Origin of the sequence: Pontiella desulfatans (assembly GCF_900890425.1) — a bacterium.
GTDB lineage: Bacteria > Verrucomicrobiota > Kiritimatiellia > Kiritimatiellales > Pontiellaceae > Pontiella > Pontiella desulfatans.
The window spans coordinates 4,188,051-4,200,029 of the sequence record NZ_CAAHFG010000001.1; the positions used below are offsets into that span (position 1 = coordinate 4,188,051).

Here is an 11,979-nt window from a genome sequence, read left to right on the forward strand (position 1 = left end):
CTCCTTAATTAGTCATACATAAACTGGTCGGAAAAGGGGGCCTCCCCTTTTCCGATCAAAAGGTTTTCCATCCAGATGGCGGTGGAATATTTGCAATTGCCGCACCGGATCAGATCGAACTCCTGCACCAGCTCCACCATCCAGGTGGGCACCTGCTCGGTGCACTTGACCTCCAGCACGAGCGACGACTCGCGGCGGTGGCGCACCAGCCCGCTGTCCATCGAAATAAAGCGGCCGTCCCCGCCCCAGTTGTACATATCGAACACAGGCTGGTAGCAGAGCTGGGAATCGAAGGTGATGCGCGCGTAGTGGTCGAAGATGCCGGTGAAGGCTTCGCGGCAATAACGGACATACACCAGCGGGCGCGCATCGATCTCTTCGGCAAGACGGACGAATTCGCGGAACGCCTCGCGCTCCTTCACCGATTTAAGGTTCAGTTCATCGGCATGCTTTTTCAAGATGCCGGGCTTCCATTCATCGAACGGAATGCACGCCCTCGACTTGATGACGCGTTCGAAATATTTGCGTTTGATTTCGAGGAACACCGGCGCCTGGCCCGGTGGCTTTCCGTAGGTGCGCACCCGCAGCTTGAACCGGTGCGCCGCCTCCCATTCCTTGGCATAGTGGAGCGAAAGCGCCTCGTTATCCATCTGCAGGGTGTTGATGAAATATTGCCCGCCGGCCGCCGCGCAATGTTTGTCCATCGTGCAATAGGGGCGGATGAAGGCCTTGATCGGCTCCACCAGCTGGCGCGGAATGATGTACTTCGCCTCAAAGCGGTCCAGTTCAGTGGAAAAGTCCGCTGCCGCCGTTCTCGATTTATTAACACCCACCATGGTTACGCTATCGCCCGTCCTTGCCGGTTCCTTTGTTTTGATGGCTCCATTGAAACCGGTAAGAATGACACGGCGGCATGGCCGCCAATGAAACAATCGTCATAAACCCGATTCTCGCCGCACACCCACGCACATCGCCTATTATCCAACATGATTCAAGAACGGATTTAACCATTCCAAGGCAAGCCTGTCCACCATCCGTTTCAATGATGGATAACGCCCTTTTTGCCAGAGCGGAGTTGCCGAACGAATCCCAACCCAAGTTAACCAGTTAGCTTCATTCGCATGAACAGCCCATCCAGGGAAGGAAGCAACAGGCCACTTCGCCGCGGCCTATTCATCCTCCACCTGAAGTTGGTAGTAGGCGCATTCCGCATCGTCCACCCCGGTGGTGTAGGTGTTCAGGGGGGGCGTCGAAGGAATGGGCGAAGCGGAAAGCTCGAAGTCTCCGGCGACCAGGTTGGTGCAGACCCACAGCGAATAGGTTTTGCCGGTGGCACTCTGCCAGGTAAAGACGGAATTGCCGGACGTTTCCAATGATTCGAACTGGAAGGTGGACGCCGCATTGGTCGGGTCGGTTCCGGCGCGCCATTCGTTGTAGTTGGAGGCGCCGTCGAGGTCCCAGTCGTCCGCTTCCCCGCCGTGTTCCGCGTTGATGGAACCGAAATAGTCCAGCTCCCAGTCGTCCGGCAGGTTGTCGGAATCGCCGGAAGCGGCGGTTCCCGGGGAAGGCGTTGCGTCGGCCGTCCAGTTGGCGGCGTCGTTCGGGTAGAGCGAGGCAGCGGTGCGTTCGAGGGACGAACCGAGGCCGTCGGCATGGGTCGGCCACGGGGAGGCATCGTTGTATTCGACCCGCTCGACGACGATGTAGGGCACCTCGCCGGTCAGTTCCTCCGGGTCGCCGGGGCGCGTGAGTTCGAGGTCTTCGCCATCGTTGTTGAGCTGCCCGTCGTAGGGGCCAAGCACCGTGGTGCCGGCATCGACCGGATAGTAGCTGCGGAAGGTCGCCTCGTCGGTTTCGGAAACAATCAGGCATTGCCCGGCGCCCAGCACCAGACCGTCCGGGAAGGCAAACTCCACCGCCCCTTCGAGCCGCCAGGTGTTGGTTGTGTTGTAGAGCGGAACGGAGGCGGTTCCCGCATTGAACAACTCGATGAATTCGAACGCGTTGCTGTCGGCCGGGTGGTACATGATTTCGGCAACGACCACCTCGCCGACCAACGGATAGGCGTTGGCCGCGCCGGGCGTCTGCGCGCTCTGCGCAGTGAAGTCGGCGGAGCCGTCGCTCTTCACATGGCGCCCGAAGGTGACATCGCGCTCGGCGGCGCCGAAGCTTTCCCCGACCCAGTAGCCGGTCAGTTCGCCGCCTTCGCCGGAGGAGAGATAGATTTCGTCGCCCAGCTCGCTGAGCGCGAAACCGTTGGTTCCGGCCACGGTGGTTCCGAAATGCGAGGCTTCGGTCAGCACCAGATAGCCGCCGGGTGCGATGGCCTGCAAGCCGCCCAGCTCAACCTTCGCCAAGTCGTATTCGTCGTCGCTGAGGAACCAGCCGTTGATGTCGAGGGTGTTGGTGGAGCTGTTGTACAGCTCGACCCAGTCGCCGGGCGTATCGGCGTCCTGGTGGGTCAGCGCCTCGTTGATCAGCAGGTCGTCCGGGGCCAGGAAATCCACCGGCCCTGCGCCGGGCGTTCCGCCGGCATATTTACTTGGCCGCCATGAGGCGCTGTCGCCCCAGGTGTTGGTTGCCGCGTACGGATCGATCAGCGTCAGCGAGAAACCTTCGCCGTCGGTGGCCTCGTACCAGTCGTTATACCCAAAATCGAGGATCGTGTTTCCGAGTCCGTCCACCAGCGCAATGTCCTCGCCGCCGTTATCCAGCGCGGCGGTCGGGATGAAGAATTTACCATGGTAGACGCCGGCAACGTTGATGGACGCCCAGTTGGAATAGCGGTTGGTGAAGGCGTCGTAGTCGTTCACCAGCACGGCGTAGTCGCCGGGGGCGAGCGCGGCCACGGCGCCGTCGGTGAAGTCGAACAGAACACCGTCGGTGAATTCGGTTCCGGCCAGGCCGACCGTTTCGGTGCCGGTATTCAGAATTTCGATGAACTCCGCATCCACTGCCGTATCGTCCGGGTGGTACATGATTTCGGTAACGCGCAGCGGCGATGCTTCGTTGACGACGAACGTGGCTTTGGTGAGCGCGCTCCAGGTTCCGCCGCTCAAGCAACGCGCCTTGACCTGCGCGGAGCGGTTGAGCGTGATGGCGGAGCCGTAGGCCGTCCCGGCGACCGCGCCGCCGACGGCGCGCGGATCGGAGCCGTCGGTGGTGTAGTAGATGGTGCCGCTGCCGGAGATGGAGAGCGGGAAGCCGGAAGCGATGGCGCCACCGTGCTGGCTGAAGACGGGGGCCGCCACCGTCGGATACCAGCCCTTCGCCACGATCTGGGCCAGCACGGTGTCGGAGCGGGTAGTCGGCGAGGCGCGGAAGTAGCTGTTGAGCAGCCAGTTCACCGTGCCCAGCCAGTCGCCGTCGCGAGTGCGAAGCGTTCCCTTGCTATCCCCCCAGCGCGCGGACTCCGCAACGACCGCGCTGTAGATTTCATCCCGGCGCGCTTCCATCCGGTTTGCACAGACCTCGGAGGTCAGCAGGCCGCCATTGAAGAAATATTCATGCACATGGTCGGCGAAGCGGAGTTTGTATTCGGCGTTATTCATCAGCTTCAGGTTCAGCGACCATGGATTAAACCGATCCACCGCATCGAAGGAACTGCTCAGACTAACGCTGAAACGGTTTTGGCTGACGCCTTGGCTGACTTCCAGTGAGTGCTCGTTGTCGTGGGCAACAAACTTGAAGCCGTCCGGGTTTTCGCGGTTATAGATGGCGGTAAGGTTGCGCGGCATGGTTGGGCTGTTCATGGGAGGACCCACCGGCGAGTCGCGGTTCGCGGTGAAGTAAACAAGCAGCATATAGTCAATCACGTTATCCACATCCAGCAGTTTGGTGTAGCTGCTGTTTTCCGTTCCGTCGGCGTTCATGCCCTGGAGGGCGAAATAGGAGGCGTTGGCACTGACACCGCCATACGCTCCGGCCCAGAGTGAATCGTAGGCAGCGCGTGTGCCGTCGACCGCATAGATGTCGCCCGAGTCGGCATTGGCCTTCACGGCATCATAATCGTCGTCGTCCCCGCCGAAATACGATTCGGCATAATTCGACTCGCAACGCTCTTCGGTCTGGTAGAGGCCCCAGTACATGCCGTTGATGTAGAGGTGGTAGTATTCGCCGGCGGTATAGGGCTGGTTCATGTCGCGGTGGGTGTCGCGGGTGAAGATGTCGTAGAGCCAGGTGGCATACTGCGGGGTCTGGTTCGCCCACGAAAAATTCTGCCCCGTGCGCAGATCCATGCGCTTGAAGCTGTCCACGCCCTCATCGCCGAACAGGGGATAATTCAGGCGCGATGTCCCGTATTCCGAACGGAAGAACAAGCGGAAGGAGTGCTTCGGGTTGCCCGACGACGTGCTCGATGCCCCACGGATGCGGATGCCGCCGTTAATCTGGAAGCCGTCCGTGCCGTCGGGGTTGATCAGCTCGATGGAGGTTTCGCGCTCCCACGCCTCGCCTTCCTGGCTGGCGTTGACGTAGATGCCGGACGAGGAATCAAACAGGTTGGCCGGATCCGTCACGAGCGAGATGGTTGGAATGGCCTTCAGCGCCGATTTGATTTCGCCGGAATAGGTTGCACTCTGCGTAATGTCCGTATCCATGCCGTAATCGAAGCCCTGTCCGTTGACCGCGCTCGGCGGGAAGTAGGGATCGAGCCCGCTGACGCTCGTGCCCTGGGCAATGATGTCGTCGAGGAAGAGATAGGTCTGCGAGTCTACATCACTGGATTGGTAGTTAGCTTTGGTTGCGGCGGCGCGCAGCACGGTGGTTTTGTTGATCGTGACGGGCGTCGTGTAAAGCGTGCCGTTGTCGGCGGAAGGGGTGGTGCCATCGATCGTGTAGTAGATTTGGGCGCCTTCGGTTTTGCAGCTGATCGCCACATCGAACGCATTGGAATAGAACCCGCGATCGACGCTGAACGAGGTGTCGCCCACATAGCCGAGCACCCCCGACACATTGTTTGCGCCGGGCGTGGGCGTCGGGAGATAGACGGCGGTATTCGTGTAGATCTGCCCGGCGGATAGGCCGTTGAGCTCCGGCATGATGAAGAAATCAGCCGTGGTCCCCATTCCCGGCGGCCCCATCACGGTGGGATAGGCCAGTCCGTGGATGGCCAAAACATTCTGGCCGGTCACCAGATAATTCCCCGCATTCAAGAGGGAAAAGTCCTCATAGGCCGTGCCGCCGTGCTCGGCCGTGGCGGAGGAGGAATAGACCGGGGAGGCCGGCGCGTTGGCCGAGGCCACTTCCGTGCCGTTGATGTAGGCCACGAAGCCATCGTCGTACTTCATGCGCAAGGTCAGCTGGTCAAAGGCCGCGGCATCAGCCACGGTGAAGCCCACCCGGATGTAGGCCGAGCTGCGGTAGGTCGGCGGGCGCGAATTGACAACCATGCTCGATTCAAGATCCAACCCGATCAGGGAGCCATAGGTTGATCCCGTGTCGTATCCGACTCCGGTCTGGCCCGAGCTCCAGCCCGAATCGTCGAATCCGGCCGCCTTCCAGCTTGCCGAAGGTTCCGACGAACCGGCAATCGCCCTCGCATCCTCGCCTTCGGCAATGAGAAACGATGTGCCGGATTCCTGATCCAGTCCGTAGGAAATGTCGTCGTCCTGCTCCGGATAATTATAGAAGGCATCAGCAACCGTCATGCCGTCGGACTCGGTCAGAACAACATCCTCGCCGTCGCCGCTGAGCTTGAAGGTCGTATGCAGGTAGCCGAGGCTGTCGGTGTAGCCGGCGGTTTCCTGCCCCGAGGCAAACACCACCAGGAACTCGCCTGCCGCGATGCTTTTGGAAGGGAATACCCATTGGGTCAGGTTGTTGGTGTCGTCGGAGAGATACCACCCCGTGAGATCGACGGGGTCGTCGCCCAGGTTATGGAGTTCGATCCAGTCGGAATAGTTGCCGTCGCCATCGATCAGCGTCTTGTCGTTCTTGGCCATGAACTCGCTGATGACCACCTGGCCAAAGCTACCGCCAACCATCATCAGGCATACGAACGCGGCAACCGCCCCGACCTTCCGCACCCCCGGAAAAGGGAATAAATCCAAACCCACCATCTGTACCGTCCTTCTTTTGTTAGAAATTTGTTAGGAAACCTAAATGCGAAAAATGACAACCCCTTCACCGTTATCATGAATTTTTTGTAATGATATTTGTCTTGCCTACCCCGCACCGGCCACGATCGCGGATCATCTCGGCAACACAATCGGCCTGCTGAGGCGTCTCCCGTCCGGGGTTTCCATTCCGAGCGTAATCCGTATGACACCGGAGGAAAATTCGCCATTGGCATCAGCCAGGGAAACGGGATCGGTTAAATACAACTTCCAGCCCCCCGCCTCCAGACGGGCAACGCGCAAGGTTCCAGCAATGGCATGGGTTGCCGCCACCTGCCCCTCTTCTTCCGCCGGGGAGGGCGCTTGCGGCGAAAGCGAAACCGCGTGGGTTGCGGAACATTTCTGTGAATAGCAAACCTGGTAGTCCACCGTTAGGTTTTCCAGGGCCACGCCGCCCAGGTTATAGAGCGTGAGGTAATACCGATGCTCGCTGACACCGGCAACCATCTCCGGATCGTCGGCCTGCGGCCCATCCTCCCCCTCGCCCAGCCACCGGCGGTCGACGGAATACGTGGGCACCACCACAAACCGCGTCGGCGCCATGAACAGATCGCATAGTTCCCACTGCCTCAGATAAGTCCGGTCGGCGGCGCAAAACCCGGAAAGGCCGGACTCAACGGTACTGCCATCATCCTTGACCAGCACAACCGACTCCTCCCGGCTATCGCATGAGACCACCACGGCATTGAACGCAGTGCCGTCATGGAGCGTAAACGTGTGCAACTCCCCCACGCCGGATGCGGTTGCGGACGCGATTAGACAGCTCAAGGCAATCAACTTTTTCATGTTCACTCTCCGGTTCAAACAGGATGCTTGAGCAGCTCCATGCCGCCGTCGGCGGCTTGGCGGATCTTGATCCAGCAAAGCCAGTCGTTATCGTTGCGCTCGGGATAGTCCTCGCGGTAGTGGCTCCCGCGCGATTCGGTGCGCATCAGCGAGGCGCGCAGCTTCATCTCGGCATTCAGCACCATGTTTGCGGTCTCGTGGCACTGCCGCAGTTCATGCAGATCGTCGGCCATGAGCAACGGCACCTGGTGGTCGCGCAGATATTCGATGTAGGTGAGCGCGGCGAGCATTCGCGCTTCGTCTTTTACGTAGAGGATAAAGTTGGGAATCATCACGCTCTGCAACGTCTGCGTAACCCACTGTGGCGAAAAGCCGCCTTGGCGCAGGTAGGGCGCATAGATTTCGGTATTAACTGTTTTCAGCACGGCATCGCTGGCTTTGACGAGCTCGCGGCCTTTGGCATAATCGGCGGCCGCTTTCCCGGCGAGCGCGCCCTGTGCGCCGGAGCCCGCCAGCGAGGATCCGACCTGCGTGTAGATCCCGCCGTTCTGCATCGAACAGAGCGAATCGCCGGCGGCATAAAGGCCGGGAATGTTGGAAGAGCATTTGTCGTCCTGCGGAAAAAGTCCTTCCGCCTTATGCTGCGACATACCGGCCGACACACCGCCGCTCATGGTCGGGCCTTTACCGCTGCCGCCCCCGGGAGGTCCGCCGCCTTTCCGGCTGCCGCCGGGAGGGCCTCCCGGCCCGCCGGCCATTCGTTCGCCGCCCGGAGGCGGACCGCGTCGATCACCACCGTGACCACCGCCGCCGGGTGGCGGGCCCATCATGCCACCGGTAGAGGGGCCGCTCTTTTCAACTTCAATATTCTGCTCGACCCCGAGCATGCCGCGGATCTCCTGCGTGGTGGCGCAGGTGGTTTTAGGCAGGCCTTCAAGGCCAAAATTGGTCATGCCGTGTCCATCCACCCACTCCTTGCCGCTGATTTCCGCGCCGATGCGATAGGCCATCGCGTCGCCGTCGGACGTAAGCGAACCGATCTGCCAGCCGGTCGGTTTGAAGCCGCTGGCGCCGGTGCAGAGAATGACGCTTTTGGCATGAATGGCGATGGACTCGTTTTTATCGATAAACAGGCCCATGGCTCCCACCACTTTTCCGCCGTCTTCCAACAGGTGGGTGAGCACGACGCGCTCGATCACCGGAATGTTCCGTTCCCTGAGCGGATGATTCATGGCTTTGGCATAGGTGGCTTCCTTGAAGAAGCCCCAGGATTCCAGTTCATCGACCACAGTGGCCGACTGATCGAGCAGCAGTTCGGTGTAGACGGGATTGTTCATCTGCTCCGCCGCTTCGGCGGTCTGCCGGAGATAGTCGGCCCGGCTGATGCCATCCTTTTCGTCGAAGCGGAAAATCCCGCGGGCAAACGGCGTCTGGCCGGAGCGACCGACGGCACCCTTGTCGACCAGCAGCACCTGGGCGCCGTTGTCGTGCGCCTTGACCGCCGCGAAAACCCCGGCCATGCCGCCGCCAACGACCAGTACATCGGTCGTGACCTGGTTCATTTTTCCTTCCACCGCGTTTTTCTTCGGCTGGCTGCGTTGCCCGGAGGGCATCGGTGGACGTCCCCCGCCCTGCGACGGTTTTTCCTGTTGCGCGAGGGCGGCGGCGCCGATGACGGCGCAAGAACCGCCGACGGCTCCCATGAAGCCCCGGCGCTTGAACGTGGTGCTAAGCGGATTCATTGGCAGTTCCTTCGTAGATATTTAGTTTGGCTTTCTTGCGCACGGGCCTGTAGGACCAAAGCAGCGCCCCGACGGCGCCGCTGGCCAGTACGATCCAGAATCCCGACATGGCCGGGCTGCTGTGCCGCCCAACCGTTATGACATGCCAGGTGGCCAGGCCAACGAAACCGATGGACAACAGGCCATGCACATGGCGGAACACGTTGGCCGGAAGCTTTTTCCGGACCAACGCCACCACCACGATCACCAGTAGCAAGCACCAGGCAATGATTCCGGTCAGCAGCAGGGGGGAACGAAGCATCAGCATGAAGTTGCCAACCGGGTTGGACTCCTCCACCCAGAGGCGGCGGGCAACCATCAGAAACGGATGCAGCAGCATGACGCCCCCGGCGGCGTAGCCGATGTATTTATGCCAGCGCAGGGTGCTGGAATAACGCATCTGAACCGCGTTGCGCGGCAACAGGCGCGATAGCCAGAACAAGCCGAGCAGCGAGCCGAAACCGGATAGACTCACCAGCAATACGACATGCTGATAGGTAAACCGTGTTGGAACCTCCTGCGTCAGGGCCAGATAGACCGGGGCCCAGGCAAAGAAGAGCAGATACAGCGACGCGAAAATCCATTTATTCATCATATTATCCCCATGCGGTTATGGCCGGAATGGCTCTTCCGTCCGAAATGGTTATGGCATCCACCGGGCAGTATTGCTGGCAGAGGCGGCAGACCTGGCAATCCTGCGGATAGCGGATCTCGGCTTTTTTTGTTTTGGCATTCATTCGCAATACATCGGTCGGACATGTTGGAACACAGGTCCCGCAGCCGGTACATCCATCGATTCGTTCAATTCCCATAATCAGCTCCGTTTTTCCCTTAGGATGCTGCCCATTGGAACAGACGAAGATGACAAGGCGCGGCATGGGCCAATGAATTAGTTGTCATATTCCGCATCCCCTGGGAACGGATGCCGCTTTGGTGAACCATGGCTTTATTTCTCCCGCCCGATGCACTAGTGTCCCGGAATTGGAACAGGCAAACGATCACGCCTTGGAGAATGGCCATGGAGATAAAAAACGTACGCGTCAGAAAGAGGGAACTCACCTGCAGAAACTGCGACACCGAGTTTTTCGGCTACACCGGAATCCAGGAGGACGCCGATGCCGACAAGCTTTACGAATGCAACGACTGCGGCGCAATCTTCTCCCTCCCCCTCGGGGACGTCCCCGCGCTGGAGGAACGGATCGAAGGCAAATGCTGCCCCGACTGCGATGCCCCCCTCGAAGAAACCTTGGAGGAAAAAACACAGGCCGGGGTCTGCCCGATGTGCGAAGACCGCGACTACTACGGCTCGGGGGAATCCGAAGAGGTGCAGCTCGAGACGTTCAGATTGTAATTAGAGAGAGGATAGGTGTTTAAGATGGGTTTTTTATCCAATTTTTTCAAGAGTTTCGCCGCTCCCGACGTGGATCTCAAAAAGCTGATGGATGAAGGTGCGCGCGTGCTCGATGTGCGCAGCCCGGCGGAATATGCCAATGGCCACATTGAGGGTTCCATTAATATTCCGCATACCAACATCAAAGAAAGCGTCGGGAAGGTGGTGCCTGCAAAAGATGCCCTGATCATCGTCTACTGCCACAGCGGCGCCCGGGCGGCCGTTGCACGCGGCGTGCTTGAAAAAATGGGCTACACCCGGGTAACCAACGGACGAACCTATCACCACATGCTTCACCAGCTCAGCCATTAGCCGATCGGCTGGCCCATCGGCAAAAGGTGGCCGCCCGGAGACTAGGGGGGCGGGAAGGGAGGCATCCCCGGGCGGCCGGTGTTGCTAACGTCGTTGCCGCGGCGGCGGGCCGGAAGGCGCTTCGTCCGAACTCAGGTATCCATCGCTGTTTTTATCGAGTTCGCTGAAAATTTCCGCAGGACCGTCGAACTCATCCTTGGAAACCTTGCCGTCGCTATCCTTATCCAGGCGCGTCACAAAATCGCCGCCCTGCTTCTCGCCCTGCTGCTGTCCCTGCTGCTGTCCCTGCTGTTGTCCCTGCTGTTGTCCCTGCTGTTGTCCTTCTTGCCTGGGCGGACGCCCTTGGGGGGCTTCATCGGTGCCGATATAGCCATCGCCATTCGTGTCGAGCTGGGTGAAGTGTTCCGACGGACCATCGAACTCGTCCGATGAAATCTTCCCGTCGTTATCCTTGTCCAACCGCGTCACAAAATCGGCGCCGCTGGATTGTTGCCGGTTTCCGTTTCCTCCGTTGCGCTGGGCCATGGCGGTTCCTGCAGCAAGCAGGACTAGAATTGCGAGTTGTGTCTTCATGAGGGTCTCCTTGGGTTGGTTGTTCCTGATGACGCCAACGATTCGAACAGATGAAAATGACACGCAGGCATGGGCGGGAATGAATTGTTTGTCATTTTGAACAGGAGACCGGCACGCCCCCACCCGTGCGCCAGCCCCCGGAACCGACAACCGGACCCCACGGAAAAGTTCACGATCGTGAATTTTTCCGTGGGGTCCGGTCTCATTGAAATCTTGTTGCGATACGCTGGATCAATTCCTGGTGCAGCGCAAAAACCTGACTGCCGGCATAGCCATTGGGCAATAATTCAGCCGGAAGCAGCGGATCGAGCGCCATGGACTGGCCATAGGCTTGGTCTTCCATTCTCAGCAGCCGAACCAGTTCTTCGTCCGAAAATCCCGCACGATCCAAGAAGGCCAGATTCTCGTTCACGAAGTCGCAGTAGCGTTGATGAACATCCTTGATGCGGTCGAAATTCCAAGCCGCCTCCACCACCGACTGGTTCCCATGGCCGAGCACCGTTCGCGATTCGAAGAGGAACGCAACACTATCGACGGCCGCCGCCCGGTCGAGGTCATCATATTCGGGCCGGATGTCCCTCGGGGTGACCCACACACTGCGCTACAGACAGCCCAACCGTTCCTTTTTCAGGAATCTCCTCAACTCATCCCGGTAGGCGCGGTCTTTTTCGGGCACATCGAACATCAATACATACCACCATTTGTTCCACTTCCGGTTCCAGAACCGCTGCGGATCATAATAGGGTGGAAGCCGATCCCTTCCGGCATCGGTCAGCCGCAGCCCCGGCATCGACCCATCGGTTCGGGACTGGACTACCAGTCCCCTTTCCCTCAAGCGGGCAAGCGAAGCATAATAGGCTTTTCGGTTGGGGTAGCAGTGGCCATAAACTTCACTGGCCCCTCGGGATAGAATGATTGCCGCCGAGCCGCCAATCAAGGAGACCAGCTCCTCGCCGGCCTTGCGGCGCATCACCGGCAAGGAAAAATCCGGATGGTGGAATGTCGCCCATTTCATGCGGGA

At 59.6% G+C, this 11,979-nt stretch carries 11 protein-coding genes; 2 read left to right on the forward strand and 9 right to left on the reverse strand.

Annotated features, from left to right (window positions below):
• Nucleotides 1-8 precede the first annotated feature (8 nt).
• From E9954_RS14890 to E9954_RS14915, 6 genes are all read right to left on the reverse strand, one after another.
• Nucleotides 9-836 carry a polyphosphate polymerase domain-containing protein gene (locus E9954_RS14890; protein WP_136079935.1) on the reverse strand — a complete coding sequence of 276 codons (828 nt, stop codon included), beginning with the start codon at nucleotides 834-836 and terminating at the stop codon, nucleotides 9-11.
• A 333-nt stretch (nucleotides 837-1,169) separates the two neighbouring features.
• The gene (locus tag E9954_RS14895; protein ID WP_136079936.1) at nucleotides 1,170-6,059 is read right to left on the reverse strand and encodes a lamin tail domain-containing protein; all 4,890 of its coding nucleotides are present in this window, start codon (nucleotides 6,057-6,059) and stop codon (nucleotides 1,170-1,172) included.
• 132 nt (nucleotides 6,060-6,191) lie between these two features.
• On the reverse strand, nucleotides 6,192-6,902 hold the full coding sequence (locus E9954_RS14900; RefSeq protein WP_136079937.1) for a hypothetical protein: 711 nt from the start codon (nucleotides 6,900-6,902) through the stop codon (nucleotides 6,192-6,194).
• A 14-nt stretch (nucleotides 6,903-6,916) separates the two neighbouring features.
• On the reverse strand, nucleotides 6,917-8,644 hold the full coding sequence (locus tag E9954_RS14905) for an FAD-dependent oxidoreductase (RefSeq protein WP_222847189.1): 1,728 nt from the start codon (nucleotides 8,642-8,644) through the stop codon (nucleotides 6,917-6,919).
• Nucleotides 8,631-9,278, reverse strand: coding sequence for a ferric reductase-like transmembrane domain-containing protein (locus E9954_RS14910; protein ID WP_136079938.1), 648 nt, complete (start codon nucleotides 9,276-9,278; stop codon nucleotides 8,631-8,633). Before E9954_RS14910 ends, E9954_RS14905 begins: the two co-directional genes overlap by 14 nt.
• Nucleotide 9,279: 1 nt before the next feature.
• Nucleotides 9,280-9,561, reverse strand: coding sequence for a 4Fe-4S dicluster domain-containing protein (locus E9954_RS14915; protein WP_342793738.1), 282 nt, complete (start codon nucleotides 9,559-9,561; stop codon nucleotides 9,280-9,282).
• Between the two features lie 140 nt (nucleotides 9,562-9,701).
• Here E9954_RS14915 and E9954_RS14920 point away from each other — a divergent pair, with 140 nt between their 5' ends.
• Nucleotides 9,702-10,034: a hypothetical protein gene (locus tag E9954_RS14920; RefSeq protein ID WP_136079940.1), complete on the forward strand. Its 333-nt coding sequence runs from the start codon at nucleotides 9,702-9,704 to the stop codon at nucleotides 10,032-10,034.
• A 24-nt stretch (nucleotides 10,035-10,058) separates the two neighbouring features.
• Nucleotides 10,059-10,385 carry a rhodanese-like domain-containing protein gene (locus tag E9954_RS14925; protein ID WP_222847190.1) on the forward strand — a complete coding sequence of 109 codons (327 nt, stop codon included), beginning with the start codon at nucleotides 10,059-10,061 and terminating at the stop codon, nucleotides 10,383-10,385.
• An 84-nt stretch (nucleotides 10,386-10,469) separates the two neighbouring features.
• Here the strand turns inward: E9954_RS14925 and E9954_RS14930 are convergent, their stop codons facing one another.
• From E9954_RS14930 to E9954_RS14940, 3 genes are all read right to left on the reverse strand, one after another.
• Nucleotides 10,470-10,958: an EF-hand domain-containing protein gene (locus E9954_RS14930; protein ID WP_136079941.1), complete on the reverse strand. Its 489-nt coding sequence runs from the start codon at nucleotides 10,956-10,958 to the stop codon at nucleotides 10,470-10,472.
• A gap of 202 nt (nucleotides 10,959-11,160) precedes the next feature.
• Complete coding sequence (locus E9954_RS14935; protein WP_136079942.1) at nucleotides 11,161-11,553, reverse strand: PaaX family transcriptional regulator C-terminal domain-containing protein; 393 nt, start codon at nucleotides 11,551-11,553, stop codon at nucleotides 11,161-11,163.
• Nucleotides 11,554-11,559: 6 nt separating this feature from the next.
• Nucleotides 11,560-11,973: a hypothetical protein gene (locus E9954_RS14940; RefSeq protein WP_136079943.1), complete on the reverse strand. Its 414-nt coding sequence runs from the start codon at nucleotides 11,971-11,973 to the stop codon at nucleotides 11,560-11,562.
• Nucleotides 11,974-11,979 lie beyond the last annotated feature (6 nt).

Bases quoted from the DNA above. Each gene is read 5' to 3' on its own strand.
- E9954_RS14920 (WP_136079940.1), top strand. From the start codon at position 9,702: ATGGAGATAAAAAACGTACGCGTCAGAAAGAGGGAACTCACCTGCAGA.
- E9954_RS14940 (WP_136079943.1), bottom strand. From the start codon at position 11,973: ATGAAATGGGCGACATTCCACCATCCGGATTTTTCCTTGCCGGTGATG.
- E9954_RS14910 (WP_136079938.1), bottom strand. From the start codon at position 9,278: ATGATGAATAAATGGATTTTCGCGTCGCTGTATCTGCTCTTCTTTGCC.
- E9954_RS14930 (WP_136079941.1), bottom strand. From the start codon at position 10,958: ATGAAGACACAACTCGCAATTCTAGTCCTGCTTGCTGCAGGAACCGCC.
- E9954_RS14905 (WP_222847189.1), bottom strand. From the start codon at position 8,644: ATGAATCCGCTTAGCACCACGTTCAAGCGCCGGGGCTTCATGGGAGCC.
- E9954_RS14925 (WP_222847190.1), top strand. From the start codon at position 10,059: ATGGGTTTTTTATCCAATTTTTTCAAGAGTTTCGCCGCTCCCGACGTG.
- E9954_RS14890 (WP_136079935.1), bottom strand. From the start codon at position 836: ATGGTGGGTGTTAATAAATCGAGAACGGCGGCAGCGGACTTTTCCACT.
- E9954_RS14915 (WP_342793738.1), bottom strand. From the start codon at position 9,561: ATGCCGCGCCTTGTCATCTTCGTCTGTTCCAATGGGCAGCATCCTAAG.
- E9954_RS14900 (WP_136079937.1), bottom strand. From the start codon at position 6,902: ATGAAAAAGTTGATTGCCTTGAGCTGTCTAATCGCGTCCGCAACCGCA.
- E9954_RS14895 (WP_136079936.1), bottom strand. From the start codon at position 6,059: ATGGTGGGTTTGGATTTATTCCCTTTTCCGGGGGTGCGGAAGGTCGGG.